31 protein-coding genes and 9 pseudogenes are annotated in these 24,743 nt (G+C 47.4%); 20 read left to right on the top strand and 20 right to left on the bottom strand.

The genetic code is table 11. The features are described from left to right. Positions 1 to 231: 231 nt before the first annotated feature. On the bottom strand, positions 232 to 375 hold the full coding sequence (locus tag ACQGXV_RS08695) for a hypothetical protein (protein WP_440866174.1): 144 nt from the start codon (positions 373 to 375) through the stop codon (positions 232 to 234). Positions 376 to 440: 65 nt separating this feature from the next. Here ACQGXV_RS08695 and ACQGXV_RS08700 point away from each other — a divergent pair, with 65 nt between their 5' ends. From ACQGXV_RS08700 to ACQGXV_RS08715, 4 genes are all read left to right on the top strand, one after another. Next, a complete protein-coding gene (locus tag ACQGXV_RS08700; protein WP_440862591.1) occupies positions 441 to 719 on the top strand; it encodes a transposase in 279 nt (92 codons plus the stop codon). A gap of 130 nt (positions 720 to 849) precedes the next feature. Beyond that, positions 850 to 1,749, top strand: a complete 900-nt coding sequence (locus tag ACQGXV_RS08705; RefSeq protein WP_440864721.1) for a transposase family protein — start codon at positions 850 to 852, stop codon at positions 1,747 to 1,749. 69 nt (positions 1,750 to 1,818) lie between these two features. Continuing rightward, complete coding sequence (locus ACQGXV_RS08710) at positions 1,819 to 2,076, top strand: IS3 family transposase (protein ID WP_440866175.1); 258 nt, start codon at positions 1,819 to 1,821, stop codon at positions 2,074 to 2,076. Positions 2,077 to 2,111: 35 nt separating this feature from the next. Continuing rightward, a complete protein-coding gene (locus tag ACQGXV_RS08715) occupies positions 2,112 to 3,086 on the top strand; it encodes an IS30 family transposase (protein WP_440866176.1) in 975 nt (324 codons plus the stop codon). A gap of 4 nt (positions 3,087 to 3,090) precedes the next feature. Here ACQGXV_RS08715 and ACQGXV_RS08720 read toward each other — a convergent pair whose 3' ends face one another. From ACQGXV_RS08720 to ACQGXV_RS08730, 3 genes are all read right to left on the bottom strand, one after another. Further along, on the bottom strand, positions 3,091 to 3,645 hold the full coding sequence (locus ACQGXV_RS08720; protein ID WP_440867341.1) for an IS630 family transposase: 555 nt from the start codon (positions 3,643 to 3,645) through the stop codon (positions 3,091 to 3,093). Next, on the bottom strand, positions 3,569 to 3,934 hold the full coding sequence (locus ACQGXV_RS08725) for an IS630 transposase-related protein (RefSeq protein ID WP_440862584.1): 366 nt from the start codon (positions 3,932 to 3,934) through the stop codon (positions 3,569 to 3,571). Before ACQGXV_RS08725 ends, ACQGXV_RS08720 begins: the two co-directional genes overlap by 77 nt. Positions 3,935 to 4,032: 98 nt before the next feature. Continuing rightward, positions 4,033 to 4,182 carry a hypothetical protein gene (locus tag ACQGXV_RS08730; protein WP_440867858.1) on the bottom strand — a complete coding sequence of 50 codons (150 nt, stop codon included), beginning with the start codon at positions 4,180 to 4,182 and terminating at the stop codon, positions 4,033 to 4,035. 297 nt (positions 4,183 to 4,479) lie between these two features. Between ACQGXV_RS08730 and ACQGXV_RS08735 the strand changes: the two genes are divergently transcribed. Beyond that, positions 4,480 to 4,611, top strand: coding sequence for an entericidin A/B family lipoprotein (locus ACQGXV_RS08735; RefSeq protein WP_195316105.1), 132 nt, complete (start codon positions 4,480 to 4,482; stop codon positions 4,609 to 4,611). A 165-nt stretch (positions 4,612 to 4,776) separates the two neighbouring features. Beyond that, positions 4,777 to 5,130 carry a DMT family protein gene (locus ACQGXV_RS08740; RefSeq protein WP_222159796.1) on the top strand — a complete coding sequence of 118 codons (354 nt, stop codon included), beginning with the start codon at positions 4,777 to 4,779 and terminating at the stop codon, positions 5,128 to 5,130. A 58-nt stretch (positions 5,131 to 5,188) separates the two neighbouring features. Here the strand turns inward: ACQGXV_RS08740 and ACQGXV_RS08745 are convergent, their stop codons facing one another. Next, complete coding sequence (locus ACQGXV_RS08745) at positions 5,189 to 5,635, bottom strand: winged helix-turn-helix transcriptional regulator (RefSeq protein WP_440866177.1); 447 nt, start codon at positions 5,633 to 5,635, stop codon at positions 5,189 to 5,191. 234 nt (positions 5,636 to 5,869) lie between these two features. On the opposite strand from ACQGXV_RS08745, the gene ACQGXV_RS08750 reads away from it, so the two are divergent. The 3 genes and pseudogenes from ACQGXV_RS08750 to ACQGXV_RS08760 all read left to right on the top strand — a co-directional run. Continuing rightward, the gene (locus ACQGXV_RS08750) at positions 5,870 to 6,367 is read left to right on the top strand and encodes a transposase (protein WP_440866178.1); all 498 of its coding nucleotides are present in this window, start codon (positions 5,870 to 5,872) and stop codon (positions 6,365 to 6,367) included. Then, positions 6,249 to 6,860 (top strand): IS30 family transposase, encoded by a 612-nt coding sequence (locus tag ACQGXV_RS08755; RefSeq protein ID WP_440867342.1) that lies wholly within the window; start codon positions 6,249 to 6,251, stop codon positions 6,858 to 6,860. Before ACQGXV_RS08750 ends, ACQGXV_RS08755 begins: the two co-directional genes overlap by 119 nt. Before the next feature lie 76 nt (positions 6,861 to 6,936). Then, a pseudogene (locus tag ACQGXV_RS08760) lies at positions 6,937 to 7,506 on the top strand (anion permease); the annotation flags it as partial. Positions 7,507 to 7,564: 58 nt separating this feature from the next. On the opposite strand, the gene ACQGXV_RS08765 reads toward ACQGXV_RS08760, so the two are convergent. Beyond that, on the bottom strand, positions 7,565 to 8,164 hold the full coding sequence (locus tag ACQGXV_RS08765) for a transposase family protein (RefSeq protein ID WP_440863763.1): 600 nt from the start codon (positions 8,162 to 8,164) through the stop codon (positions 7,565 to 7,567). Positions 8,165 to 8,578: 414 nt separating this feature from the next. Next, positions 8,579 to 8,860, bottom strand: coding sequence for a hypothetical protein (locus ACQGXV_RS08770; protein ID WP_440866179.1), 282 nt, complete (start codon positions 8,858 to 8,860; stop codon positions 8,579 to 8,581). A gap of 85 nt (positions 8,861 to 8,945) precedes the next feature. Here ACQGXV_RS08770 and ACQGXV_RS08775 point away from each other — a divergent pair. Next, positions 8,946 to 9,737 (top strand): annotated as a pseudogene (locus ACQGXV_RS08775) (DASS family sodium-coupled anion symporter); the annotation flags it as partial. Positions 9,738 to 10,009: 272 nt separating this feature from the next. On the opposite strand, the gene ACQGXV_RS08780 reads toward ACQGXV_RS08775, so the two are convergent. After that, entirely contained in the window at positions 10,010 to 10,258 is a 249-nt protein-coding gene (locus tag ACQGXV_RS08780) for a hypothetical protein (protein ID WP_440866180.1), read from the bottom strand. Positions 10,259 to 10,424: 166 nt separating this feature from the next. Here ACQGXV_RS08780 and ACQGXV_RS08785 point away from each other — a divergent pair, with 166 nt between their 5' ends. After that, the gene (locus ACQGXV_RS08785; protein WP_440866181.1) at positions 10,425 to 10,589 is read left to right on the top strand and encodes a transposase; all 165 of its coding nucleotides are present in this window, start codon (positions 10,425 to 10,427) and stop codon (positions 10,587 to 10,589) included. Here the strand turns inward: ACQGXV_RS08785 and ACQGXV_RS08790 are convergent. After that, a pseudogene (locus tag ACQGXV_RS08790) lies at positions 10,582 to 11,016 on the bottom strand (IS3 family transposase); the annotation flags it as partial. The gene ACQGXV_RS08785 and the pseudogene ACQGXV_RS08790 overlap by 8 nt on opposite strands. A 198-nt stretch (positions 11,017 to 11,214) precedes the next feature. Further along, positions 11,215 to 11,945 (bottom strand): annotated as a pseudogene (locus ACQGXV_RS08795) (IS3 family transposase); the annotation flags it as partial. Positions 11,946 to 12,089: 144 nt separating this feature from the next. On the opposite strand from ACQGXV_RS08795, the pseudogene ACQGXV_RS08800 reads away from it, so the two are divergent. Further along, positions 12,090 to 12,353, top strand: a pseudogene (locus ACQGXV_RS08800) (transposase); the annotation flags it as partial. A gap of 132 nt (positions 12,354 to 12,485) precedes the next feature. Here ACQGXV_RS08800 and ACQGXV_RS08805 read toward each other — a convergent pair. Both ACQGXV_RS08805 and ACQGXV_RS08810 read right to left on the bottom strand, forming a co-directional pair. Next, a pseudogene (locus ACQGXV_RS08805) lies at positions 12,486 to 12,920 on the bottom strand (transposase); the annotation flags it as partial. Further along, a complete protein-coding gene (locus ACQGXV_RS08810; RefSeq protein ID WP_440865549.1) occupies positions 12,844 to 13,152 on the bottom strand; it encodes an IS630 transposase-related protein in 309 nt (102 codons plus the stop codon). The pseudogene ACQGXV_RS08805 and the gene ACQGXV_RS08810, both read right to left, overlap by 77 nt. A 331-nt stretch (positions 13,153 to 13,483) precedes the next feature. Here ACQGXV_RS08810 and ACQGXV_RS08815 point away from each other — a divergent pair, with 331 nt between their 5' ends. After that, positions 13,484 to 13,714 carry a helix-turn-helix domain-containing protein gene (locus ACQGXV_RS08815; protein ID WP_440866182.1) on the top strand — a complete coding sequence of 77 codons (231 nt, stop codon included), beginning with the start codon at positions 13,484 to 13,486 and terminating at the stop codon, positions 13,712 to 13,714. Positions 13,715 to 13,789: 75 nt separating this feature from the next. On the opposite strand, the gene fpr is transcribed toward ACQGXV_RS08815, so the two are convergent. The 7 genes and pseudogenes from fpr to ACQGXV_RS08850 all read right to left on the bottom strand — a co-directional run bounded on the left by fpr (position 13,790) and on the right by ACQGXV_RS08850 (position 19,844). Further along, entirely contained in the window at positions 13,790 to 14,536 is a 747-nt protein-coding gene (gene fpr / locus ACQGXV_RS08820; protein ID WP_440867343.1) for a ferredoxin--NADP(+) reductase, read from the bottom strand. A gap of 141 nt (positions 14,537 to 14,677) precedes the next feature. Then, positions 14,678 to 15,688: a class II fructose-bisphosphatase gene (gene glpX, locus ACQGXV_RS08825; RefSeq protein ID WP_440866183.1), complete on the bottom strand. Its 1,011-nt coding sequence runs from the start codon at positions 15,686 to 15,688 to the stop codon at positions 14,678 to 14,680. A 325-nt stretch (positions 15,689 to 16,013) separates the two neighbouring features. Continuing rightward, positions 16,014 to 16,547 carry an IS630 family transposase gene (locus ACQGXV_RS08830; protein WP_440862665.1) on the bottom strand — a complete coding sequence of 178 codons (534 nt, stop codon included), beginning with the start codon at positions 16,545 to 16,547 and terminating at the stop codon, positions 16,014 to 16,016. Next, entirely contained in the window at positions 16,471 to 16,854 is a 384-nt protein-coding gene (locus tag ACQGXV_RS08835; protein ID WP_440867344.1) for an IS630 transposase-related protein, read from the bottom strand. Before ACQGXV_RS08835 ends, ACQGXV_RS08830 begins: the two co-directional genes overlap by 77 nt. 413 nt (positions 16,855 to 17,267) lie before the next feature. Further along, positions 17,268 to 18,485 (bottom strand): annotated as a pseudogene (locus ACQGXV_RS08840) (MFS transporter); the annotation flags it as partial. A 65-nt stretch (positions 18,486 to 18,550) separates the two neighbouring features. Then, entirely contained in the window at positions 18,551 to 19,474 is a 924-nt protein-coding gene (locus ACQGXV_RS08845; protein WP_440866184.1) for an IS5 family transposase, read from the bottom strand. Positions 19,475 to 19,535: 61 nt separating this feature from the next. Then, positions 19,536 to 19,844, bottom strand: a complete 309-nt coding sequence (locus tag ACQGXV_RS08850; RefSeq protein ID WP_440866185.1) for a hypothetical protein — start codon at positions 19,842 to 19,844, stop codon at positions 19,536 to 19,538. Positions 19,845 to 19,921: 77 nt separating this feature from the next. Between ACQGXV_RS08850 and ACQGXV_RS08855 the strand changes: the two genes are divergently transcribed. From ACQGXV_RS08855 to ACQGXV_RS08865, 3 genes and pseudogenes are all read left to right on the top strand, one after another. Continuing rightward, on the top strand, positions 19,922 to 20,854 hold the full coding sequence (locus ACQGXV_RS08855; RefSeq protein ID WP_440866186.1) for an IS5 family transposase: 933 nt from the start codon (positions 19,922 to 19,924) through the stop codon (positions 20,852 to 20,854). A 383-nt stretch (positions 20,855 to 21,237) separates the two neighbouring features. Then, positions 21,238 to 21,366, top strand: a pseudogene (locus ACQGXV_RS08860) (IS5/IS1182 family transposase); the annotation flags it as partial. 193 nt (positions 21,367 to 21,559) lie between these two features. Beyond that, positions 21,560 to 21,685, top strand: coding sequence for a hypothetical protein (locus ACQGXV_RS08865; RefSeq protein WP_440866187.1), 126 nt, complete (start codon positions 21,560 to 21,562; stop codon positions 21,683 to 21,685). Here ACQGXV_RS08865 and ACQGXV_RS08870 read toward each other — a convergent pair. Next, a complete protein-coding gene (locus ACQGXV_RS08870) occupies positions 21,655 to 22,644 on the bottom strand; it encodes a substrate-binding domain-containing protein (protein WP_440866188.1) in 990 nt (329 codons plus the stop codon). The genes ACQGXV_RS08865 and ACQGXV_RS08870 overlap by 31 nt on opposite strands. A gap of 430 nt (positions 22,645 to 23,074) precedes the next feature. Here ACQGXV_RS08870 and ACQGXV_RS08875 point away from each other — a divergent pair. The 4 genes and pseudogenes from ACQGXV_RS08875 to idnO all read left to right on the top strand — a co-directional run. After that, positions 23,075 to 23,197, top strand: a pseudogene (locus tag ACQGXV_RS08875) (gluconate 5-dehydrogenase); the annotation flags it as partial. Positions 23,198 to 23,230: 33 nt separating this feature from the next. Beyond that, positions 23,231 to 23,596 (top strand): IS630 transposase-related protein, encoded by a 366-nt coding sequence (locus ACQGXV_RS08880; RefSeq protein ID WP_440862584.1) that lies wholly within the window; start codon positions 23,231 to 23,233, stop codon positions 23,594 to 23,596. Continuing rightward, the gene (locus tag ACQGXV_RS08885; RefSeq protein WP_440867345.1) at positions 23,520 to 24,053 is read left to right on the top strand and encodes an IS630 family transposase; all 534 of its coding nucleotides are present in this window, start codon (positions 23,520 to 23,522) and stop codon (positions 24,051 to 24,053) included. Before ACQGXV_RS08880 ends, ACQGXV_RS08885 begins: the two co-directional genes overlap by 77 nt. Continuing rightward, positions 23,978 to 24,721: a gluconate 5-dehydrogenase gene (gene idnO, locus ACQGXV_RS08890; RefSeq protein WP_440866189.1), complete on the top strand. Its 744-nt coding sequence runs from the start codon at positions 23,978 to 23,980 to the stop codon at positions 24,719 to 24,721. The genes ACQGXV_RS08885 and idnO overlap by 76 nt, the downstream gene beginning before the upstream one ends. Positions 24,722 to 24,743: the final 22 nt, after the last annotated feature.

Here is a 24,743-nt window from a genome sequence, read left to right on the forward strand (position 1 = left end):
CTTGGCTATAAATCCCATCTCTGCCATCAACGCGATGTCTTCTTTGTAGCGATGATAGGCTTTGTTGAATAATTTAAGATACTGATTTATATAAGCATTATAAAATTTCAACGACTAATTTTTCCTCTCGGAATGCTTTTTATTGTGCTAACTATTTGATTTGTCGTTCTAACAAAATACATTCTCTGTAAATGCATTCTAACTAAAGAAGATGTAAATCAAACGGTTAAATTATTCAACAAAGCCGCGATGATAAAAATCGATCGCCTGATGGCTGGGATAGAACTCGTCGTCACGCAGCGTAAAACGCTTCTCCTGCCCCAGCTTTACCGGCAAACGGGCGGGACCGTGAGGGATCATATCCACGGTGGTCAACCCTTTGCCACTGTACTGGTTGAATAATCAGGACACTAAACTTACATCCAAAACGGAGGTGTTTAGTGAACCATAAACGACAATTTACCCCTGAGTTTAAAAAGGAAGCCGTTGCCCTGGTAACAGAGCAGGGCTATACGATAGCCAGGGCAGCAGCATCGCTGGGCATAAGCAACAAAACCCTGCATACATGGGTCTCGCTGGCACGCGAGCAGAGCAACGGCGTACTCAGCGATGATGAACGTGCAGAGTTAAAACGGTTACAAAAGGAAAACAAAGAGTTACGTACAGAGAAGGAGATACTAAAAAAGGCGAGTGCCTTCTTCGCGAAACATATGTCGTGAGATACCGGTTCATTCTCGACAATGCCACTGACTTCAGCGTTCGTAAAACTAGTTGCTGAATAGAGACTTGCATTTTTTGTCAGGCTATTGAGAATAAAAAGAGGTTTAACTTAGAGAATAAAGGTTTGAAATGATCAACAAAGAGCGGTTGTTACGAGATAATCGTTTATGTAAAGCAATCATTGGATTATCAGTCGAAGAATTGAAAAATTTAGCCGCTGAATTTTCAGCTTGTTATTTGATTTATCGGAAAAAGAATCGAAAAGATCACGAGCGGCAGATGGGTGCAGGGCAGAAAGGATTTATCCCAACCCCATTAGATAAACTGCTTTTTATTTTATTGTATTTAAAATGTTATCCGACCTATGATTTGCAAGGACTTCTTTTTGGTTTAGATAGAACACGGGTATGTCGCTGGGTAAAAATATTATTGCCGGTTTTAGAGATGACCTTGGGGCGAGAATGTGTTTTGCCCGCTCGTCAAATTCGCTCTACTGAGGAATTTTTTCGCGCCTTTCCTGGAGTTAAAGACGTCTTTATTGATGGGACAGAGCGACCTGTCCAAAAGCCTAAGAATCTGCGTCGGCGAAAAAAAATGTATTCGGGAAAGAAAAGACAGACCACTCGAAAAGCGCTTATTATGACTGACGAAACAAGGCAAATTGGATTTATCCCCATGAGCAAAAATGGGCGCCGTCACGATAAACGCTTACTCGATAAAGTCGATATAATTCGCCATATTCCTCCTGAGGTAACCATCTGGGCAGATACCGGTTTTCAAGGTATAGATAAACAGCATCCTAATACACAAATCCCAAAAAAAGGAACTCGAAAAAGACCTTTATCGCCTGAACAAAAACAAGAAAATAAAATAATCTCGGGCATCCGTATTACAGTTGAACACGCCATCGCGGGTATCAAGCGCCTCGGTTGCATGACCCAAATTTTACGGAATCGTAGACCCTTTATTGATGATACCTTCTTACTCCTTAGCGCCGGTCTTTGGAATTTCCATCTCAGAACAGCGTAAAATTTACTTCAATCACCGAAACACCCTTATTTCACTATTAAGCAACACGCTTGTACACTCTGTCGGGTCATGCGTGTGGCGGCCTCTGCCTGGTATGCATGGCGAAAAAAGCCCGCCGAACCGCTGCAAAAAGACGTGGAGGTCCGGGTCAGGTTAAAGGCGCTGTTCGCCGCCAGCAGGCAGGGAGCAGGAAGCCGGACGCTGGTCAAAAGGCTTCGTGGAGAAGGCATCATAATCAGCCGCTGGCGGGTGAGGAAACTCATGCAGGAAGAGGCCCCATTCCCACTCGAAACGCAACAAAGTGACACACTGGCCAGAGTCGGATAAAATCACCGTTCTGGCCCTACTGGAGATCCCGTTGCATGCAGGGAAAACATCTGACTCACAAAGAACGGTTCTACATCGAAAAGCGGCGTGGTGATGGGGTTAACCAGGCCACCATCGCCCGGGAACTGGAGCTTCCTCGTTCTACCATCAGCAGGGAACTCAGACGCAATACCGACGCCGCTTTCAACGGGGTCTATTCCTGCAGAAGGGCCGAAACGTTGGCCAGAGGGCGGCGGCAGAAAACACGGCCGGACAGCGTGATTAACCAGCTTGAACCGCACATTCAGGACGTTATCAGAACGGCGCTGTCTACCCACACCTCACCTGAGGTCATCAGTGGGCGCCTGGTCCTGGAATTTGGCCTGTCCGTCAGCAAGAACTCGCTCTATCGCTATATCCAGCAGGAGCGCCGGGCCGGCGGTGAGCTGTATCAGCAGCTCCCTCATCGGGGTAAACGGTATAACTATCAGACCGATGAGAACAAACGCGGTCCTATTCCCAACCGTGTTGGCATTGAGCAGCGGCCGGCCGTTGCTGACCTCAAGCAGGAACCCGGGCATTTCGAGATTGACACCATCTTTGGCAAAGATCAGAAATCATTCCTGCTGACGGTGGTCGATAAAGCCGTCAAGCTGGTCATCATTCGCAAACTGCCCAACAAGCGAGCAGAGACAGTGGTAGCGGCCTTCAGGGACATCGTTGCCAATACCTTCTGCGAGTTTAAAACCCTGACTGCTGACAACGGTTCTGAATTTTCCCAGCACGGGGAAATTACAAAAGTCACGGGGGCACCGGTCTACTTTGCCCGGCCATATCATTCCTGGGAACGCGGGTTGAATGAGCATACCAACGGGCTGATACGGCGTTTTTACGCGAAGGGAACGGACTTCAATTATGTCACCCATCGCAAGGTTGCAGCACTCGAACACCTGCTCAATACGCGAGGCAGAAAATCGCTGGGTTATCGTTCTCCAAATGAGGTATTTTTAACGCACTTACAGGCGGCATAATGCCCTACCGTTTTGTTGCGTTTCGACTGGGAATGGGGCCTGAGAACAAACTCTCTGTATCGCAACCCATCTCTCTTTTTTTGCTTTTTGCTTGTGCCCATTTATGCTCAATTGGGTTAAGATCTGGCGAATATGTAGGCAAATACTCCACCATATACCCTGCATCGATGATGACTTGTTGAATATTATGTTTTTTGTGAAAAGTGGCATTGTCCATCATGATTACACTGTTTTTAGGGAGTACTGGGATAAGGACTTGTGTGACCCAGGCATAGAAAACATCGCTGTTAATATTGATATCAAATAATCCGATAGCAAACAGCGTTGTGCCTAATAAAGCGCCGATAACATTTGTTCTTCCCCTAGCTCCCCAGTTCTTCAGGCCAAAACACCGTTGACCTTTTGGGGAATAGCCGTGAGTCCGTGGGGCATCGTGTGAAAAACCACTTTCATCAATAAAAACAATAGGTTTACCTTCTTTTTCATACTGTTGTTTTTTTTGTTGAAATCCCTGCCGGGCGTTTTCGTCGGCTTTCGGATGACGTAGAGTTTTTTTTATAGGTCAATCCCAGCTTTTTAAGCGCTTGCCAAATGGCCTTCTGACAAACGCCAAAACGCTCTGCACGTTCTTTTTGGTAAGCATCTGGATATTGTTCAACATCTTTTATCAACTCGGATTTATCGATCTTTCGCTGACGCGTGGTCGATGCTTTTGACTCTATTTGATTAATCCAACGCGATACAGAGGCAGGGCCAATCCGAAATTGCTTCGCTGTTTCTCGGATACTCAACCCTTCGTTTTTCCGTGTAGATATCACTTTACGTCTAAAATCAATTGAATAGCTCATTTAAATAATGTAATCAAAATTAAGTCTTTTAGCTATATTCCAGCAGCGCGTCGCGCTTTATCTGTTTATCGATGACTTCACCGGTATAGCCAACCGACTTAAAAATGATTACATCCTATGCCCTGATATGCGGCAAAGAAGCATAGCTGGCTGTTATCAAAATAATGTCGCTTGGCTATATGTTCATTAATGAAATGAACCTGCATCAGATGTTTTGCGATATCGACGCCAACAGGGGTATATTTCATGTCGTGGATCCTCCAGTTATCAGGGAGCTTTATGCATCCCGTGTTGGGCACAATGATGCCGTAAGTCTGCGAGGATCCACACCTTACCTGCCGAACCCTTCGCTGCTCTCAAATGTGTGGGATGCGTTCATCTCATTCTCCTGATAAGCGTAAGTGCCAGTGTGCCGCCTATTTTCGGTGACACCGGAACAAAAAACGCTTATCGCGGCAGGATTGACTACGCTTACTGAAGGCGATGGCGATCGCCTTGATAGTATTACTTTCCCTTTTACCTCTCCCTTGAGAAGGAAAATAACCATGTTCAAGAAAAGCGTGCTTATTCTTGCCTCATTGTTGATGCTCTCCGCGTTGACCGCGTGCAATACCACCCGTGGTATTGGTCAGGATGTCGAAGCGGGTGGGAAAGCCATTCAACGCAGTGCGCAGTAGTAAAGGGTCCGAACATTGCACTACAGGGTGATGAAAGGACGCTGATCGGCGTCATCCTATAGACACCTGCCCGCCGCAGTGATATATCCGTGATCTTTCTGCACGCCACTCTGGTGGGCGGCAGAAAGCGGGTATTTTGCGTAGCGGAATGGATGGAGAAGTACGATGTCGCCGTTGTTTATTACTGTAGGCATGCTGACCCTGAGCAATGTGTTTATGACGTTCGCCTGGTATGGTCATTTGCGTTATTTCAGTGGACGTACCTGGCTGATTGCAGCGCTGGTCAGTTGGGGAATCGCGTTGTTTGAATACCTGTTGCAGGTGCCGGCCAACCGCATCGGCTATCAGGTAGCCTCTGCGGGGCAACTGAAGATTTTGCAGGAAGTGATCAGCCTGACGGTGTTTATTCCGTTTTCAATGATCATTCTGAAAGAGCCGTTCCGTACCGATTTCATCTGGGCCGGTCTCTGCTTGTTGGGCGCGGTGTTTTTCATGTTCAAAGATAAAATTCTGGGATAATTGTTGCTGCATTTACCCTATCGCTATGGCTGGCTGGTGTAACCAGCCATGACTGACCTTAGGTTAATTTCCTCACTACCGCCGTTGCTGGCATTAACACAGAACCATCCTCTGCATGCGGCACCATGTAGGGAATCGGGTTGCCCGTGCGCGTATCAATCAGATCTGAGTGCCGCTCACCGGGCTTGAACCGATGCTGTTCACCCCACTGTCGTAGCGCCACTATCACCGGAAACAGCGTTTCTCCCTCAGACGTCAGTACGTACTCCTGATAAGCCGTACCGTCTGAGGCGTCCCGCATCTCTAGAATGCTTGCATTAACCAGCTTGCGCAGACGATCGGACAGGATGTTGCGCGCCACGCCCAGGCTGCGTTGAAAATCACCGAAACGGCGCACGCCATCAAAGGCATCACGCACAATGAGCAGCGACCAGCGATCGCCAACCACATCGACGCAACGTGCAACGGGACAAGGTTCGTTGTTTATGGTTTCACGGTTTGGCATGGCATTTCCTGGCCGTTTGGTGTGGAACTGCAATCAAGTTGCATTTTAAAACCAGATAACCTAGCATTCAATCGGTTTCATTTTGCAACTGGATTGTGTGGCATTATATGATGAAGCGTTCCCTCACATCACCATTGAGTCAAAAGCCCCATTCCCACTCGAAACGCAACAAAGTGACCCACTTGCCAGAGTCGGATAAAATCACCGTTCTGGCCCTACTGGAGAGCCTGTTGCATGCAGGGAAAACATCTGACTCAGAAAGAACGGTTCTACATCGAAAAGCGGCGTGGTGAAGGTGTCAACCAAGCTACCATCGCCAGAGAGCTTGCTCTGCCTCGCTCGACCATCAGCAGGGAACTCAGACGCAATACCGACCCTACTTTCAATGGTGTCTACTGCTGTAGAAGGGCGGACACTCTGGCCCGGGAACGCCGTCATAAGCCTCTGCCAAACAATGCTTTTTACCCGTTGGAGCCACACATTCAGAACTTCATCAGGCAGGCGCTTTCCACTCACTCTTCACCTGAAATCATCAGTGGCCGTTTGCACCTGGAATTCGGTATATCTGTCAGCAAGAATACGCTATATCGCTATATCGCTATATCGCTATATCCTGCAGGAGAGACAGGCTGGCGGGGAGCTATATCAGCAACTTCCTCATCGGGGAAAACGTTACAGGTACAATGCCGCAAACCTCAAATCAGGCCCTATTCCCAACCGTGTTGGTATTGAGTATCGCCCAGCTCAAGCCGAGCTTAAACAGGAGCCTGGCCACTTCGAAATTGACACTATTTTTGGCAAAGACCAGAAGTCATTCTTGTTAACTATCGTAGATAAAGCATTGAAAACCGCCATTATTCGCAAACTGCCTAATAAGCGTGCGGAGACTGTGGTTGCTGCTTTCAGGGACATTGAAGCTAATACCTTTTGCAAGTTTAAGACCCTAACAGCTGATAACGGCCCTGAATTCGCTCTGCACGAGCAAATTACTCAAATCACAGGGGTGCAGGTCTACTTTGCCCATCCTTATCATTCCTGGGAGAGGGGCTTGAATGAGCACACCAACGGGCTGATACGACGTTTTTACCCAAAGGGAACAGACTTCAGTCAGGTCAGTCATCGTAAGATTGCCGAACTCGAACACATACTCAATACAAGGGGCAGACAATCGCTGGGCTATCGTTCCCCCAATGAGGTATTTTTAACGCACTTACTGGTGGCATAAGCCTCTACCGTTTTGTTGCGTTTCGAGTGGGAATGGGGAGCATAATGCCCTACCGTTTTGTTGCGTTTCGACTGGGAATGGGGCCAGCGCCCCCGCCTGGCACTCCGCCGTGATTTTTGTCGCCACCATCGTCTCCATTGTGGCTAACGTGCTGCCCATTGGTGCCATCGGCATCATCAGCATGACGCTGTTTGCACTGACGGCCGCCGCAGGCGATACCAGCGCCAGCGGTGCTATCCAAACGGCATTGAGCGATCTGAACAGCTCCCTGATTTGGCTGATCGTCGTGGCATTTATGATCGCGCGCGGCTTTATCAAAACCGGGCTGTGCCGACGCATCGCATTGCAGATGATTCGCCTGCTGGGAAAGAGAACGCTGGGGCTGGCCTACGGCCTGGCCTTTGCCGATCTGGTGTTATCCCCCTCAATGCCAAGCAATACGGCACGCTGCGGCGGTGTGATCTACCCGATTGCTGACTCACTGGCGCGCAGTTTCGATTCCAAGCCGGAAGATGCCTCGCGCAGTAAGATCGGGACATTTCTGGTGGTCTGCATCGGCAACGTCAACGATATTACCGCCGCGCTGTTTATGACCGCCTATACCGGCAACCTGCTGGCCGTAAAACTGGCTGCCAATGCCGGCGTGCACATTAAGCGTTTTGCTTAATAGTGAAATAAGGGTGTTTCGGTGATTGAAGTAAATTTTACGCTGTTCTGAGATGGAAATTCCAAAGACCGGCGCTAAGGAGTAAGAAGGTATCATCAATAAAGGGTCTACGATTCCGTAAAATTTGGGTCATGCAACCGAGGCGCTTGATACCCGCGATGGCGTGTTCAACTGTAATACGGATGCCCGAGATTATTTTATTTTCTTGTTTTTGTTCAGGCGATAAAGGTCTTTTTCGAGTTCCTTTTTTTGGGATTTGTGTATTAGGATGCTGTTTATCTATACCTTGAAAACCGGTATCTGCCCAGATGGTTACCTCAGGAGGAATATGGCGAATTATATCGACTTTATCGAGTAAGCGTTTATCGTGACGGCGCCCATTTTTGCTCATGGGGATAAATCCAATTTGCCTTGTTTCGTCAGTCATAATAAGCCCTTTTCGAGTGGTCTGTCTTTTCTTTCCCGAATACATTTTTTTTCGCCGACGCAGATTCTTAGGCTTTTGGACAGGTCGCTCTGTCCCATCAATAAAGACGTCTTTAACTCCAGGAAAGGCGCGAAAAAATTCCTCAGCAGAGCGAATTTGACGAGCGGGCAAAACACATTCTCGCCCCAAGGTCATCTCTAAAACCGGCAATAATATTTTTACCCAGCGACATACCCGTGTTCTATCTAAACCGGCTTTGTTGAATAATTTAACCGTTTGATTTACATCTTCTTTAGTTAGAATGCATTGGCTTTGTTGAATAATTTAACATGCTGATTTACATAATTATTATAACACTTCAACAACTAAGTTTTCCAGCCGTAATGCTTTTTATTGTGCTAACTACTTGATTTGTCGTTCTAACAAAATACAGTCTCTGTACATGCATTCTACCTAAAGAAGATGTAAATCAAACGGTTAAATTATTCAACAAAGCCGAATGCATTTACAGAGAATGTATTTTGTTAGAACGACAAATCAAATAGTTAGCACAATAAAAAGCATTCCGAGAGGAAAAATTAGTCGTTGAAATTTTATAATGCTTATATAAATCAGTATCTTAAATTATTCAACAAAGCCATCTAAACCAAAAAGAAGTCCTTGCAAATCATAGGTCGGATAACATTTTAAATACAATAAAATAAAAAGCAGTTTATCTAATGGGGTTGGGATAAATCCTTTCTGCCCTGCACCCATCTGCCGCTCGTGATCTTTTCGATTCTTTTTCCGATAAATCAAATAACAAGCTGAAAATTCAGCGGCTAAATTTTTCAATTCTTCGACTGATAATCCAATGATTGCTTTACATAAACGATTATCTCGTAACAACCGCTCTTTGTTGATCATTTCAAACCTTTATTCTCTAAGTTAAACCTCTTTTTATTCTCAATAGCCTGACAAAAAATGCAAGTCTCTATTCAGCAACTAGTTTATTACCTGGGGCAGTTGGTTTCTGGCCGCCGTGGTGCCGTGCATGATCTCCCTGATGATTGTTCCACCTCTGGTGCTGTGGCTGACCAAACCGGAAATCCGCCACATGCCTGATGCGCCTAAACTTGCGATAAGCGAACTGGAAAAAATGGGACCGATGGCGCGTGGTGAGTGGCTGATGGCCTTTACCGTGCTGCTGCTGTTGGTACTGTGGATTTTTGGCGATACACTGGGCGTAGACGCGACCACGGCGTCCTTTGTGGGCCTCTCTTTCCTGCTGTTGAGCGGTGTGCTGCGCTGGGAAGACATCAAAAGCGAAAAAGGGGCCTGGGATACGTTGATCTGGTTCGCAGCACTGCTGATGATGGCCAACCAGCTTAAAAAGTTGGGCTTCACCACCTGGTTTGGCGATCTGATTGGCGGCAGCGTCGGTCATTTGATGGCCGGAACCAGTTGGGTTCTGGTATTACTGTTGCTAAACGCTGCCTACTTTTATACCCACTATTTCTTTGCCAGCGGCGATGCGCAGATTGCCGCGCTCTATGCCGTATTTCTCAGCGTGGGGATTAATCTCGGTATTCCGCCCGTGCCGATGGCGTTGATGCTGGCATTCACCAGCAGCCTGTACTGCTCTCTGACACAATATACCCACGCGCGTGGTCCGATACTGTTCGGCGCAGGTTATGTGCCTACCGCCGTGTGGTGGAGCTCCGGGTTCATTATCAGTCTGGTGAATCAGGCGGTATTTATGACCGCGGGCTTACTGTGGTGGAAAGCCGTCGGGCTTTATTAGTTGCATGGTATCCCTGTCACATGGCGTGGCAGGGAACATCCCTAGCACGGTGCTATAGCTCACCGCGTAATATTGAATCGCATTCCTGTTGGTTGAGTTCACCTCGACTACCCGCCACATCGAACACCACCTCGCCACTGGGATGAACCTTTAAGCCCAGAGCCCCCGCTATAGCCAAGCGACATTATTTTGATAACAGCCAGCTATGCTTCTTTGCCGCATATCAGGGCATAGGATGTAATCATTTTTAAGTCGGTTGGCTATATCATCATTTAGGTTCCCGGCAGGGTGAGCAGCTCTTGTAGCGGTTTGTGCCCTTCAGCATCTGTCTGGTGAATGCTGATGTTAAGCGAAATATCTGAGGCGCAATCGATGCCTCCAACGAAAATAACCTTCCCCCCCATGTCAGGGTAGTTGTCGCCTCTGAGTGAAAAAAATCTAGGGGGCTGGAGAAGCTGTTCATGGGAAGCTATTCGCCAGAACGTAAAGCGGCTGTGATCGCCAGAATGTTGCCGCCGCATAGTCAGTCTATTTACCAGATATCCCGCCAATACGCTTTATGGCTGGCGGTCTCAGGCTGGAATTCCGACTCAGTCGGCAGCCAGTGAGAGTAAACTCCACCTGGAGTGGTCTCAGGATGCGCGCTTCGCCGTTATCGTTGAAACCGCGCCGCTTTCTGCTCATGCTGTGGCTGAATACTGTCGCCGTAAAGGCCTCTATCCTGAACAGATTCAGCAGTGGAAGGACGAGTTTATGCAGCCAGGTCAGCGTGCAGAAAGAGCCTTAATAAAGAAACAGCAAAAAGAAATTCAGCAGCTTAATCGTGAAATAGCCCGTGTAGTGGTCAACTAAATTTGGCCACCCTACCTGACTGTTGATGGAACAGCCGTTCTGATTCATTTGGTGTTAACCCACCGTTATACCAGTGAGGTCTGACATCGCTATAATAATGGGTTATGTAGCGAATAATGGATGATTGAGCAGTACTAAAGCTTTGGTAGCCAGTCGTTGGCACCCATTCAGTCTTCAGACTACGGAAGAATCGCTCCATCGGACTATTATCCCAACAATTTCCTCTGCGACTCATACTTTGGGTCATCTGATAACGCCACAATGCCTGCCTATACTGACGACTGGTGTAATGGCTTCCTTGGTCACTATGAAACATGACTTGTTTGGGATGCCCACGCAGTTCCCAAGCCATTTGTAGTGCTTTGGCTGTTAATTCTGAATCTGGCGAAAACGACATTGCCCAACCCACGGGTTTTCGGGCAAATAAAGGCTTTGTTGAATAATTTAAGATACTGATTTATATAAGCATTATAAAATTTCAACGACTAATTTTTCCTCTCGGAATGCTTTTTATTGTGCTAACTATTTGATTTGTCGTTCTAACAAAATACATTCTCTGTAAATGCATTCTAACTAAAGAAGATGTAAATCAAACGGTTAAATTATTCAACAAAGCCGCAAATAAATCTAATACCACCGCCAGATACGCCCATCGGTCGCCTGTCCAAATATAGGTTACATCGCCGCACCAAACCTGGTCAGGCTTGGTAACAGCGAACTGCCTATTGAGCAGATTTGGAATATCAATACGTTCATTTCCACCGCGGTTGTATTGATGTTTTCTTGTTTGGCAACTAACGAGGGTTAATTCTTTCATCAACTTACCCGCTAACCACCGCCCAAGTTTCACGTCGTGTGTATTGGTAACCATCGTGGCGATAGTCCTTGCGCCCGCAGACCCGCCACTAACGTTCCACGCTTCGCTGACCAGGCTACGTTTTATCGTCCGCTCAATATCTGGCTCCTTAGGTCGACACCAATAGCGATAACTGCTTCGGTGAACATTAAAAATACGACACAACGCTTTCACTGGATAAAGCGCTCTTAGCTTTTCAACTACCGAGAATTTTTCAGTGAGTCGGACATTAAGAGCGCAGTAGCCTTTTTTAAGATGGCATTCTCCATTTCCAGTCGGTGGATTTTTTTCTTCATTTCTCTGAACTCAATTTGTTCAGGTGTTAATGGCAGACCAGGCGATGTTTTCCCTTGACGTTCTAAACGAAGGGCTCTTACCCACCGGCTAATCGCTGAAAGACTGACGTTAATGGCTTTCGCGGCTTCCTGGTAGGTATAATTTTGGTCAAGGACTAATTTGGCGGTTTCACATTTAAATTCAGCAGTAATTATTTTACTCATTTTGGCACCTATAAAAATTATGAGGTAAGCATATCACCTCTACTTAGGTGGCCAAATTCAGTATGCCACTACAGGTTGATTCAGCGAGAGTGTAAAAAGATCTGTGTAAATGGCATTTTGAGGAAAACCTTCAGAGGACAAAAAATGCCTATCAGCAACGAACTTATTGACCAACTGCTTCAGGATTGCCACTCCCCTCAGGAGCTTCTGGGTGAATCAGGCCTACTCAAGGTGCTGACTAAAAGACTGGCGGAACGGGTTCTTCAAGCTGAGATGGAGATACACCTTGGGTATGCTAAGCATGACCCGGCTGGTAATAATTCAGGCAACTCCCGCAATGGCAAGACATCCAAGAGCGTACGTAGCCAAAATGGGGCGCTCGAGCTCGATATTCCGCGCGACCGCAACAGTATAGCCAAGCGACTTAATTTTGATTACACCATATAGACTGAGAACAAACTCTCTGTATCGCAACCCATCTCTCTTTTTTTGCTTTTTGCTTTTTGCTTGTGCCCATTTATGCTCAATTGGGTTAAGATCTGGCGAATATGTAGGCAAATACTCCACCATATACCCTGCATCGATGATGACTTGTTGAATATTATGTTTTTTGTGAAAAGTGGCATTGTCCATCATGATTACACTGTTTTTAGGGAGTACTGGGATAAGGACTTGTGTGACCCAGGCATAGAAAACATCGCTGTTAATATTGATATCAAATAATCCGATAGCAAACAGCGTTGTGCCTAATAAAGCGCCGATAACATTTGTTCTTCCCCTAGCTCCCCAGTTCTTCAGGCCAAAACACCGTTGACCTTTTGGGGAATAGCCGTGAGTCCGTGGGGCATCGTGTGAAAAACCACTTTCATCAATAAAAACAATAGGTTTACCTTCTTTTTCATACTGTTGTTTTTTTTGTTGAAATCCCTGCCGGGCGTTTTCGTCGGCTTTCGGATGACGTAGAGTTTTTTTTATAGGTCAATCCCAGCTTTTTAAGCGCTTGCCAAATGGCCTTCTGACAAACGCCAAAACGCTCTGCACGTTCTTTTTGGTAAGCATCTGGATATTGTTCAACATCTTTTATCAACTCGGATTTATCGATCTTTCGCTGACGCGTGGTCGATGCTTTTGACTCTATTTGATTAATCCAACGCGATACAGAGGCAGGGCCAATCCGAAATTGCTTCGCTGTTTCTCGGATACTCAACCCTTCGTTTTTCCGTGTAGAGGCTTTGTTGAATAATTTAACCGTTTGATTTACATCTTCTTTAGTTAGAATGCATTTACAGAGAATGTATTTTGTTAGAACGACAAATCAAATAGTTAGCACAATAAAAAGCATTCCGAGAGGAAAAATTAGTCGTTGAAATTTTATAATGCTTATATAAATCAGTATCTTAAATTATTCAACAAAGCCCCGTGTAGATATCACTTTACGTCTAAAATCAATTGAATAGCTCATTTAAATAATGTAATCAAAATTAAGTCGTTTAGCTATAAATCAGTATCTTAAATTATTCAACAAAGCCCTGAAAAGCATGTTATTAGACGGTGGGATTGAGCCTAAAGCAGGCTGGTATACTGTGCCGCTGACGTTGACCCATGAGGAGTACGGTCAAATCATCAACGTGACTCGCGTCACCATCTCCAGAATACTGGCACTGTGGCAAAGTGAAGGGCTGATATGTCGGGAAAATAAAACGATTATTGTCCATCATCAGCTGTTTGATGATGTGTATGACTGGCTTAGCTATTTTTCTGAAAAATAACGTTTCAGTAGCGCGTAAAAAGCACCGCGTGGCCTAACCGGCCAGGCAGTGGTAAGCCAGCCACACCAAATCCTCTTACCAATAATGCTCACTGGTAATATGCCCCGGACGGCGACGCAGGTGCTTGGTCATTTCCCGTTGCTCTTTCAGGCATTGCTGGGTATCACGTACCATTTGTGGGTTACCGCACAGCATCACATGGCTGGTTTGCGCATTGAGGGGCAATCCGACCGCATTCTCCAACGCCCCGCTGCTGATAAGCGCCGGAACGCGCCCTGTCAGGGAGCCGACCTGCGTTTCCCGGCTGATGACCGTTTGTATCCGCAGTTTGTCGCCGTAGCGCTGCTGTAGCTGCTGCATCTTGGGTAAGTAGCTAAGGTCATTGGCAAAGCGCGCTGCGTGCACTAATACGATGTGCTGGAAACGCTCCAGATCCTTCCCTTCCTCTAAAATCGACAAATAAGGGCCGATGGCGGTGCCGGTCGCGAGCATCCACAGCGTGTCGCAGTCAGGAACTTCTTCCAGCACAAAGAAACCCGCTGCATCTTTGGTGATTTCCAGTGGCATTCCGGGTTGCAGAGCGTGCAAATGAGGGCTGAGCTTGCCATCCTGCACCGTGACCAGATAAAACTCAAGAGTGGGATTACTGGGGGCATTCACGTAAGAATAGCCGCGCTGAATGCGCTCGCCGTCAATTTCCAACCCCAGCTTGGCGTACTGACCCGCCGTAAACGCGGCAATCGGCGCCTGAACCTGAATGCTGAAAAGGCTGTCCGTCCAATTTGTTACCTGAATAACGTTACCGGTTACCCACTCTGCCATAGTGCTCTGCTCCTGATGTTTTTCGGCCATTCAGGCCATCCCCCTTACGAAACAGTGCGCTAGGGGAGAGGGCCTTTACGATACGCGATTTTTTAACAACAGTGAAACAATCAATGCAATAGACGTTGTGACGTCATGCGATTAGAGCAGGAAGTCATGCAACGCGGGATCTTTGCGATCGAGATAGTGTGTTGAACGAATACGCCGGATAGTGCGTGATTTGCCGCGAATCAGCAGCGTTTCGGTGGTGGCGATGTTACCCCGACGGGCAATCCCTTCCAACAGGTCGCCTTTGGTGATACCGGTCGCCGAGAAGATCACGTTGTCATTACGCGCCATATCGCTCAACGTGAGTACGCGTCCGGCTTCAATCCCCATTTCTGCACAGCGTTCCAGCTCACGCTCGCCTAAACGACGGTTTTCCTCGTTGTCCCCTTTAACCTGATGGCGTGCCAGCAGTCGACCTTGCATATCGCCATCCAGTGCGCGGATCACCGCAGCGGAAATCACCCCTTCTGGGGCACCGCCGATGCCATACAGCACATCGACTTCGCTGTCAGGCATACAGGTCAGAATCGAGGCGGCGACATCACCGTCGGGAATGGCAAACACTTTCACGCCCAGTTGCTGCATTTCGGCAATCACGCCATCGTGACGCGGTTTTGCCAATGTGATCACTGTAAGCTGCTGTAACGGCTTGCCAATTTTAATAGCAATATTGCGCAGGTTATCCGCCAGTGGCAGCGCCAGGTTGATAGCCCCTTTTGCCTGAGGACCGAGGATCAGCTTTTCCATGTACATGTCGGGCGCGTGCAGAAAGGTATCTTTCTCGCCGACGGCCAGTACGGCGAGCGCATTGGCTTGTCCCATCGCAGTCATTCGTGTGCATTCAATTGGATCGACGGCGATATCCACGGCATCGCCAACGCCGGTGCCTACCTGCTCACCGATGTAAAGCATGGGAGCTTCGTCGATCTCGCCTTCACCGATCACGATTTGCCCGTTGATATCAACCTGATTGAGCATGATGCGCATGGCCTGCACCGCCACGCCATCGGCGGCATTTTTATCGCCACGGCCAAGCCATTTGTAGCCTGCCAGCGCAGCAGCTTCTGTCACGCGGGAAAACTCAATCGCCAATTCACGTTTCATGGATACCTGTCTGTTGTGTAATAGGAAAAGGGGGAATTGAGCGCGATTTTACCACACTCGCTGCGGGCGGCAGTAGGATGATATCAAGGGAGCAGCGAATGCGCGGCGATGAGGTCGTCGCAGCGTGAGCCGCCGACGTGCCCCTCGTTGTGATTCGCCGGGGACACACGGACATGCATAAAAGGGGGGTGGGCCGTGACCGTTGACACCGCTCTGCTGAGCGGCGTCATTCGTATTAACGGTGTGACGTGGCGAATTGCGCTTTTTTCTCACTGCCCGGTGCTTTCACCGTAATGGTTAATATAGCCAAGCGACTTAATTTTGATTACACCATATGGACTGAGAACAAACTCTCTGTATCGCAACCCATCTCTCTTTTTTTGCTTTTTGCTTGTGCCCATTTATGCTCAATTGGGTTAAGATCTGGCGAATATGTAGGCAAATACTCCACCATATACCCTGCATCGATGATGACTTGTTGAATATTATGTTTTTTGTGAAAAGTGGCATTGTCCATCATGATTACACTGTTTTTAGGGAGTACTGGGATAAGGACTTGTGTGACCCAGGCATAGAAAACATCGCTGTTAATATTGATATCAAATAATCCGATAGCAAACAGCGTTGTGCCTAATAAAGCGCCGATAACATTTGTTCTTCCCCTAGCTCCCCAGTTCTTCAGGCCAAAACACCGTTGACCTTTTGGGGAATAGCCGTGAGTCCGTGGGGCATCGTGTGAAAAACCACTTTCATCAATAAAAACAATAGGTTTACCTTCTTTTTCATACTGTTGTTTTTTTTGTTGAAATCCCTGCCGGGCGTTTTCGTCGGCTTTCGGATGACGTAGAGTTTTTTTTATAGGTCAATCCCAGCTTTTTAAGCGCTTGCCAAATGGCCTTCTGACAAACGCCAAAACGCTCTGCACGTTCTTTTTGGTAAGCATCTGGATATTGTTCAACATCTTTTATCAACTCGGATTTATCGATCTTTCGCTGACGCGTGGTCGATGCTTTTGACTCTATTTGATTAATCCAACGCGATACAGAGGCAGGGCCAATCCGAAATTGCTTCGCTGTTTCTCGGATACTCAACCCGGCTTTGTTGAATAATTTAAAATACTGATTTAAATGGGTATTATAAAATTTTAACGGGCTTTGTTGAATAATTTAACCGTTTGATTTACATCTTCTTTAGTTAGAATGCATTTACAGAGAATGTATTTTGTTAGAACGACAAATCAAATAGTTAGCACAATAAAAAGCATTCCGAGAGGAAAAATTAGTCGTTGAAATTTTATAATGCTTATATAAATCAGTATCTTAAATTATTCAACAAAGCCATTTTAACGACTAAATTTTACTACCGTAATGCTTTTTATTGTGCTAACTATTTGATTTATCGCTCTAACAAAATACATTTTCTGTACATGCATCCCACCTAAAGAAGTTGTAAATCAAAACGTTAAATTATTCAACAAAGCCACTCAACCCTTCGTTTTTCCGTGTAGATATCACTTTACGTCTAAAATCAATTGAATAGCTCATTTAAATAATGTAATCAAAATTAAGTCGTTTAGCTATAGTACCGAGAGCAGCAAGGCAACGGCCATAAAGCTATAGGACATGCTCGGGTTGCCGGTAATGCCTTTGAGGTAACCAACCAGCCAGGCGCCGAGGAATGCGCACAGCGCGCCAAAGCTGTTGATCAAACCAATCGATACCCCAGAAACGTTTTTAGGCAGCAGTTCAGGAATCAGCGCGAAGAACGGGCCATAGGGAGCATACATGCAGGCGGCCGCAACCACTAACAGCGCATAAGACACCCAGAAATGTTGCGCACCGATGGCGTAAGAAGTGAAGAAGGCTAACGACGCGATCAACAGCAGAGGCCAGATATAGAGCTTACGGTTTTGCATTTTGTACGACAGCCAGGAGACCGTCAGCATCAGCACAATGGCGGCGAAGTAAGGCAGTGCCGAGAGCCAGCCGACGGAGACGATATCCAGTGAGGCCGCAGATTTGAGGATCGACGGCATCCACATCATAACGCCGTAAACCCCGATGCTCCAGAAGGCATGTACAGCACACAGAATAATCACGTTGCGTGAACGCAAGGCCTCACCGTAGTTGCGTACCGGTTTGATGTTCTTTTGTTCCGCATCCATCACCGCCTGGAAGTCCGCTTTTTCCTGCGCACTCATCCAGGTGACTTCGGACGGCTTATCGCGCACCAGGAACCACCAGATAAACGCCCAGATAATCGCCGGCGCACCTTCGATAATGAACATTTCAAGCCAGCCGAACGCATTGATCAGGTAGCCGGAAACGATGGACATCCACAGCACGGTGACCGGATTGCCCAATACCAGGAAGGTGTTGGCGCGTGAGCGTTCCTCTTTGGTGAACCAGGTGCTGATGTAGATCAGCATGGAGGGCATCACCGCGGCTTCTACCACGCCGAGGATGAAACGGATCACCATCAGCATCGGGATATTATTGACCAATCCGGTGGTGGCGGCACACAACCCCCACAAGATCAGGCTGACAAAAATCAGTTTGCGCACGCTGCGTTTAACCGCGTAAATGGAGCCCGGTACCTGAAAGAAGAAATAACCGAGAAAGAACAGCGCGCCAATCAGTGAAGACGTTCCCTTGCTGATGCCCAAATCCACCTCGATACCTGACGCGGCCGCGAAACCATAATTGGCGCGATCGAGATAGGCGAGGCTGTAGGTAATAAAAATGATGGGCATTAAATACCACCAACGCTGAACAGCTAATTTTTTAGTCGTCATCATGGTTACCTGGGCTTTGTTGAATAAATCAGAATTAGCCGACAGGATGACTCCCTCTGCTACACCTGTTATCCTATCCTGACGCTGTGTGGCATACCCAACAACGTCATACGGTTCAGCGCTTTGACCATCGCTATGGCTTCACCTACTTGAGCCTCATAGTCACGCAGGCTCAGATGGCCACCCAGCAAAGTTTTTATGCGGAACATCGCTGTTTCTGCCACTGAACGCCGGTGATAACCCACTTTCTTTTTCCACATATCATTACTCCCGCTCAGACGCTGATTCGCCACCGCATGGTTACGTTCATGGTACTTGTCCGGCCAGTATTTGGCTCCGCTTCGCGGCGGGATAAGGGGCCTGATTTTCTTTCTTAGCAACGCATCGTGGCAGTAACGGGCGTCATAAGCACCGTCTGCTGACACTTCCCTGATTTTTCGGTGGGTTTGGTTAATCAGGCCCGGCAGTGCCTGCGCATCTGTCGTTCCGCTGAGCGATAAGTCGGCACAGATAATCTCATGCGTCGCACTGTCTGCTGCCAGATGAAGCTTGCGCCACACTCTTCGTCTGTCAGCCCCATGCTGCCTGACTTTCCATTCACCTTCGCCAAAGACCTTCAGACCGGTACTGTCGATGACCAGATGCGAGATTTCACCACGCGTTGGCGTTTTTATGCTGATACTGACGGTTTTTGCCCGCCGACTGACCAGAGAGTAGTCCGGGCAGCGCAGTGGCAGGCTCATCAGTGTAAAAACCGAGTCGGCAAAGCCCTGTAATGCCCGGAGCGACAGGTTAAACACGCGCTTTATCATCAAAACCGTGGTAACAGCCATATCGGTGTAGTAAAGCGGCCGACCACGACCTTCAGGCGAAGCACTGTCAGTCCATGCAGCGATGGCCGACTCATCAAGCCAGACCGTCAGGGAGCCGCGTTGTCTGAGTGCTTTGTTGTAGGTGGGCCAGTTGGTGATTTTAAACTTTTGCTTTGCCATGGGGAGCTGCTATCGGGAGCGATGATAGTGCTTTGATCCGGCGATCCCCTGAAAGTTCGATTTATTCAACAAAGCCCTGCTGAATCTGTTCAGGATAGAGGCCTTTACGGCGACAGTATTCAGCCACAGCATGAGCAGAAAGCGGCGCGGTTTCAACGATAACGGCGAAGCGCGCATCCTGAGACCACTCCAGGTGGAGTTTACTCTCACTGGCTGCCGACTGAGTCGGAATTCCAGCCTGAGACCGCCAGCCATAAAGCGTATTGGCGGGAATGCCTTCCAGGCGGGATATCTGGTAAATAGACTGACTATGCGGCGGCAACATTCTGGCGATCACAGCCGCTTTACGTTCTGGCGAATAGCTTCCCATGGGATTTGTTGAATAAATCGAACTTTCAGGGGATCGCCGGATCAAAGCACTATCATCGCTCCCGATAGCAGCTCCCCATGGCAAAGCAAAAGTTTAAAATCACCAACTGGCCCACCTACAACAAAGCACTCAGACAACGCGGCTCCCTGACGGTCTGGCTTGATGAGTCGGCCATCGCTGCATGGACTGACAGTGCTTCGCCTGAAGGTCGTGGTCGGCCGCTTTACTACACCGATATGGCTGTTAACACGGTTTTGATGATAAAGCGCGTGTTTAACCTGTCGCTCCGGGCATTACAGGGCTTTGTCGACTCGGTTTTTACACTGATGAGCCTGCCACTGCGCTGCCCGGACTACTCTCTGGTCAGTCGGCGGGCAAAAACCGTCAGTATCAGCATAAAAACGCCAACGCGTGGTGAAATCTCGCATCTGGTCATCGACAGTACCGGTCTGAAGGTCTTTGGCGAAGGTGAATGGAAAGTCAGGCAGCATGGGTCTGACAGACGAAGAGTGTGGCGCAAGCTTCATCTGGCAGCAGACAGTGCGACGCATGAGATTATCTGTGCCGACTTATCGCTCAGCGGAACGACAGATGCGCAGGCACTGCCGGGCCTGATTAGCCAAACCCACCGAAAAATCAGGGAAGTGTCAGCAGACGGTGCTTATGACGCCCGTTACTGCCACGATGCGTTGCTAAGAAAGAAAATCAGGCCCCTTATCCCGCCGCGAAGCGGAGCCAAATACTGGCCGGACAAGTACCATGAACGTAACCATGCGGTGGCGAATCAGCGTCTGAGCGGGAGTAATGATATGTGGAAAAAGAAAGTGGGTTATCACCGGCGTTCAGTGGCAGAAACAGCGATGTTCCGCATAAAAACTTTGCTGGGTGGCCATCTGAGCCTGCGTGACTATGAGGCTCAAGTAGGTGAAGCCATAGCGATGGTCAAAGCGCTGAACCGTATGACGTTGTTGGGTATGCCACAGGCTTTGTTGAATAATTTAAAATACTGATTTAAATGGGTATTATAAAATTTTAACGACTAAATTTTACTACCGTAATGCTTTTTATTGTGCTAACTATTTGATTTATCGCTCTAACAAAATACATTTTCTGTACATGCATCCCACCTAAAGAAGTTGTAAATCAAAACGTTAAATTATTCAACAAAGCCTATGCCACACAGCGTCAGGATAGGATAGGATAGGATAGGATAGGATAGGATAGGATAGGATAGGATAGGATAGGATAGGATAGGATAGGATAACAGGTGTAGCAGAGGGAGTCATCCTGTCGGCTAATTCTGATTTATTCAACAAAGCCCTTCCCATGAACAGCTTCTCCAGCCCCCTAGATTTTTTTCACTCAGAGGCGACAACTACCCTGACATGGGGGGAGAACGCACAGCTGGATGAATCGCTTTCGTCGGGTTCTGACTCGCTGGGAGAAGAAAGTCGAAAATTATGAGGCGATGCTGCATTTTACCTGCAGCATCATTGTCTGGAATAAAATCCTATTGGGATAGGTTCTTATTATAAACGTTACTGTCATCAGGCCTTGTTGACGTTGTAAATATGAGAACCTTTTTCCGATTTTATTTTTGTGACATACATATAGCCAAGCGACATTATTTTGATAACAGCCAGCTATGCTTCTTTGCCGCATATCAGGGCATAGGATGTAATCATTTTTAAGTCGGTTGGCTATAACTGTAAATCATGTTAAAAAAAGATGTTACCGGCAACGTGATCGGCCTGATATTTGGCGGCGAGTCACGCCGCATGTTGGTGGCTATTAAGTTGTTGGCGGGCGGCTATAGCGTGCCGCCCAGAGACAGGCGATAATGCAAATCAACGTATTCTATCGTTGGCAGCTTATTGATTTTTTTGATTAATATTTCTGTTGCCACTTTACCCATTTCAAAACGGGGCGTGACAACGCTGGCAATAGACGGTGTGGTGGCTTGCCCAATATCTAAACCGTGGAAACCGGAAATCGCGATGTGACCCGGTATGTTAAGCGACAGGCGCAGGCACTCTTGCAGTACCCCAACGGCGATATCGTCGTTGGTACAGAAGATGGCATCAACCTGTGGATACATCTGACGTATCAGTGCCAGCATATCAGCGCCAATGGATACCGATGAGACCTTGTTGGGCGAAATTTGCATCGGTTCTAATCCCGCTTCCTGCATGGCGCGGCTATAGCCCTGATAGCGCTTACGGTCGCGCACATCGGACATGGAACCAAAGTAGAGCACGTGGCGTTTACCGCTAGCCAGAATTGCTACCGTCATATCATAGGCGGCCTGCGTATTGTTGAACCCGACCACAATGCGGCCTGGCAGCGGCTCCAGATCCATCACCTGAGCGACGGGGATATTGGTGGAATCGAGGTATTTGTTGGCGCACAGCGTGTGCTCGGAGTCGGTGAGAATTAAGCCGGCGATGTTACAAGACAGCAGGTTAACGATCTGCTGTTCTTCCCGTGTCTTGTCGTAGTTGTAATTGACCACCAACGTTTGGTAGCTGCTTAGCGCGGTAACCGATTCAATCCCGGCCAACAGATCGGAGAAAATCTGGTTATTAAAAGAGGGCACCAGAATGCCGATGCGCGGTGCGGGCGCTTGTGTTGCCTCTTTGCGCTCATCGTGGGTGTAATTCACTTCTGCCATCACCTGGGCGATGCGCTGGGCGGTTTCAGGCGAGACTTTATCCGGCGTACGCAGATAACGACTGACGGTCATCTTGGTGACGCCTGATAATTGTGCGATGTCCTGTAACGTAACGCGTTGGTTCTTCATGCAGGAAAGCCCGAATGTCGCCTGATTCAAAACGAGGATTATGCACTGCCGCTCTGGAAAAAGGAAAGCGTGTTACTGGAATACCTCTCGTAACATGGCGATGAGAGCGAAAATAATAAGTGTTTTTCGTGTGTTAGCCTGTGGGAAACAAACGGTAGCCGATATTCCAGTGGAAATACGCGCAGCGGATCACGTAAAGAGTAACCTCCTTTCGTAACATGATGTTGAGTGATCTTCCTCACAGTTTTGCTGGCAATAAACCGGTTTGATAATAAGGCGTCTGGCATTGGCGATGTTATTTGTGCCGCTGTTATTTTTCATGACAGCGGTGCTCCACATTATCACTTATTGAGCCCTCTTCTCAGTGGGTTTTGAGTTCCTTATCGCTATCAATAGGACATGCCGTTCTATTATTTATCGGGAAAGCATAATGAAAGATCTTTTTTCGTTAACGAATAAAAAAGTCCTTATTACCGGCTCAGCACAAGGTATTGGTTTTCTGTTGGCCAAAGGGTTAGCCGAGCAAGGTACCGATATTATTATCAATGATATAGCTAAACGACTTAATTTTGATTACATTATTTAAATGAGCTATTCAATTGATTTTAGACGTAAAGTGATATCTACACGGAAAAACGAAGGGTTGAGTATCCGAGAAACAGCGAAGCAATTTCGGATTGGCCCTGCCTCTGTATCGCGTTGGATTAATCAAATAGAGTCAAAAGCATCGACCACGCGTCAGCGAAAGATCGATAAATCCGAGTTGATAAAAGATGTTGAACAATATCCAGATGCTTACCAAAAAGAACGTGCAGAGCGTTTTGGCGTTTGTCAGAAGGCCATTTGGCAAGCGCTTAAAAAGCTGGGATTGACCTATAAAAAAAACTCTACGTCATCCGAAAGCCGACGAAAACGCCCGGCAGGGATTTCAACAAAAAAAACAACAGTATGAAAAAGAAGGTAAACCTATTGTTTTTATTGATGAAAGTGGTTTTTCACACGATGCCCCACGGACTCACGGCTATTCCCCAAAAGGTCAACGGTGTTTTGGCCTGAAGAACTGGGGAGCTAGGGGAAGAACAAATGTTATCGGCGCTTTATTAGGCACAACGCTGTTTGCTATCGGATTATTTGATATCAATATTAACAGCGATGTTTTCTATGCCTGGGTCACACAAGTCCTTATCCCAGTACTCCCTAAAAACAGTGTAATCATGATGGACAATGCCACTTTTCACAAAAAACATAATATTCAACAAGTCATCATCGATGCAGGGTATATGGTGGAGTATTTGCCTACATATTCGCCAGATCTTAACCCAATTGAGCATAAATGGGCACAAGCAAAAAGCAAAAAAAGAGAGATGGGTTGCGATACAGAGAGTTTGTTCTCAATCCATATGGTGTAATCAAAATTAAGTCGCTTGGCTATATTACCGACGATCGTGCTGAACATGCTGCCAGCCAATTACGTGATGCCGGATTTGTGGCCTATGCCTGTGCTTTTGATGTGACCAACGGTCAGGCAGTTAATAACGCCATTGCTGATATTGAAGAAAATATTGGCGCAATCGACGTGCTGATTAATAATGCGGGTATCCAACGCCGTCACCCTTTCACTGAGTTTCCTGAAAATGAGTGGGATGCGGTGATCGACGTCAATCAGAAATCCGTGTTTCTGGTGTCTCAGGCTGTATCTCGCTTTATGGTGAAACGGCAACGCGGCAAAATTATTAATATCTGTTCAATGCAGAGTGAGCTTGGGCGAGACACTATTACGCCTTACGCTGCCTCAAAAGGGGCGGTAAAAATGCTGACGCGCGGGATGTGCGTTGAGCTTGCGCGTTATAACATTCAGGTCAATGGCATTGCGCCGGGTTATTTCAAAACCGACATGACCAAAGCGCTGGTCGAGGATGAAGCCTTTACCCAATGGCTGTGTAAACGTACCCCCGCGGCGCGCTGGGGTAATCCGGAAGAGCTGATCGGCGCGGCGGTTTATCTCTCTTCACGCGCCTCTGATTTTGTTAACGGACATTTGTTGTTTGTGGATGGCGGCATGCTGGTTGCCGTTTAAACACGCAATGTAACAAGGAGCC

The sequence above is a fragment of the Symbiopectobacterium purcellii genome, assembly GCF_052050035.1.
Classification (GTDB): Bacteria; Pseudomonadota; Gammaproteobacteria; order Enterobacterales; family Enterobacteriaceae; genus Symbiopectobacterium; species Symbiopectobacterium purcellii_A.

Excerpts from the sequence above, each read along its gene's own strand:
- ACQGXV_RS08705 (WP_440864721.1), top strand. The coding sequence starts at position 850 with ATGATCAACAAAGAGCGGTTGTTACGAGATAATCGTTTATGTAAAGCA.
- ACQGXV_RS08710 (WP_440866175.1), top strand. The coding sequence starts at position 1,819 with ATGCGTGTGGCGGCCTCTGCCTGGTATGCATGGCGAAAAAAGCCCGCC.
- ACQGXV_RS08715 (WP_440866176.1), top strand. The coding sequence starts at position 2,112 with ATGCAGGGAAAACATCTGACTCACAAAGAACGGTTCTACATCGAAAAG.
- ACQGXV_RS08725 (WP_440862584.1), bottom strand. The coding sequence starts at position 3,934 with ATGAGCTATTCAATTGATTTTAGACGTAAAGTGATATCTACACGGAAA.
- ACQGXV_RS08730 (WP_440867858.1), bottom strand. The coding sequence starts at position 4,182 with ATGAAATATACCCCTGTTGGCGTCGATATCGCAAAACATCTGATGCAG.
- ACQGXV_RS08735 (WP_195316105.1), top strand. The coding sequence starts at position 4,480 with ATGTTCAAGAAAAGCGTGCTTATTCTTGCCTCATTGTTGATGCTCTCC.
- ACQGXV_RS08740 (WP_222159796.1), top strand. The coding sequence starts at position 4,777 with ATGTCGCCGTTGTTTATTACTGTAGGCATGCTGACCCTGAGCAATGTG.
- ACQGXV_RS08745 (WP_440866177.1), bottom strand. The coding sequence starts at position 5,635 with ATGCCAAACCGTGAAACCATAAACAACGAACCTTGTCCCGTTGCACGT.
- ACQGXV_RS08750 (WP_440866178.1), top strand. The coding sequence starts at position 5,870 with ATGCAGGGAAAACATCTGACTCAGAAAGAACGGTTCTACATCGAAAAG.
- ACQGXV_RS08770 (WP_440866179.1), bottom strand. The coding sequence starts at position 8,860 with ATGATCAACAAAGAGCGGTTGTTACGAGATAATCGTTTATGTAAAGCA.
- ACQGXV_RS08780 (WP_440866180.1), bottom strand. The coding sequence starts at position 10,258 with ATGCGGCGGCAACATTCTGGCGATCACAGCCGCTTTACGTTCTGGCGA.
- ACQGXV_RS08815 (WP_440866182.1), top strand. The coding sequence starts at position 13,484 with ATGTTATTAGACGGTGGGATTGAGCCTAAAGCAGGCTGGTATACTGTG.
- fpr (WP_440867343.1), bottom strand. The coding sequence starts at position 14,536 with ATGGCAGAGTGGGTAACCGGTAACGTTATTCAGGTAACAAATTGGACG.
- glpX (WP_440866183.1), bottom strand. The coding sequence starts at position 15,688 with ATGAAACGTGAATTGGCGATTGAGTTTTCCCGCGTGACAGAAGCTGCT.
- ACQGXV_RS08845 (WP_440866184.1), bottom strand. The coding sequence starts at position 19,474 with ATGGCAAAGCAAAAGTTTAAAATCACCAACTGGCCCACCTACAACAAA.
- ACQGXV_RS08850 (WP_440866185.1), bottom strand. The coding sequence starts at position 19,844 with ATGGGAAGCTATTCGCCAGAACGTAAAGCGGCTGTGATCGCCAGAATG.
- ACQGXV_RS08855 (WP_440866186.1), top strand. The coding sequence starts at position 19,922 with ATGGCAAAGCAAAAGTTTAAAATCACCAACTGGCCCACCTACAACAAA.
- ACQGXV_RS08865 (WP_440866187.1), top strand. The coding sequence starts at position 21,560 with ATGTTAAAAAAAGATGTTACCGGCAACGTGATCGGCCTGATATTTGGC.
- ACQGXV_RS08870 (WP_440866188.1), bottom strand. The coding sequence starts at position 22,644 with ATGAAGAACCAACGCGTTACGTTACAGGACATCGCACAATTATCAGGC.
- ACQGXV_RS08880 (WP_440862584.1), top strand. The coding sequence starts at position 23,231 with ATGAGCTATTCAATTGATTTTAGACGTAAAGTGATATCTACACGGAAA.
- idnO (WP_440866189.1), top strand. The coding sequence starts at position 23,978 with ATGGGCACAAGCAAAAAGCAAAAAAAGAGAGATGGGTTGCGATACAGA.